Below are 542 nucleotides of genomic sequence, written 5' to 3'. Positions count from 1 at the left end.
GCGCAGGCATGGGATGCAGCCAGCGCGAGGCAAAACGCGCGGTGGACGCCGGTTACTGGCACCTGTATCGCTTCGATCCGCTGCGCCAGGATAAAGGCAAAAACCCGTTTGTGCTCGATTCGGACGAGCCGGAAGAGGATTTTCAAGACTTTCTGATGGGCGAAGTGCGCTACGCCTCGCTCAAACGCCAGCATCCGGCAGTGGCCGACAGCCTGTTTGAGCAAACCGAGCAGGATGCCAAAGATCGCTTTGAACGTTATCGTCGGTTGGCGGAAGGCTGATCGAGTTTCGGGTATCTCTGGCACACCTAATGGAATAATGCTTTCCTTATTATCGGGTTGGTAGATGTAAACCCCAACCCGAAATAAAGCATTGCACGCTAAGCAAAAATATAAAGAATCGTTTTTTGATATCGATCACAAAAAGCCATCATAAATAAAGCGAATATAAAATAATCACTCATGATTAATCATTATGAATAGACTCCCCTGACAACATAGATTGTTCAATCTTGCGGCATACCTTTATGGAATTTAAAGAGC

Annotated in this window: 1 protein-coding gene; it reads left to right on the top strand. The window is 47.4% G+C overall.

The annotated features are described in order from the left end of the window. A partial coding sequence (locus J5224_RS34710) for a hypothetical protein (protein ID WP_264629353.1) occupies window positions 1–281 on the top strand: 281 nt, incomplete at its 5' end. Window positions 282–542: the final 261 nt, after the last annotated feature.

Source organism: Candidatus Symbiopectobacterium sp. NZEC135, assembly GCF_025962695.1.
This window is presented reverse-complemented; position numbering and strand designations above follow the sequence as displayed.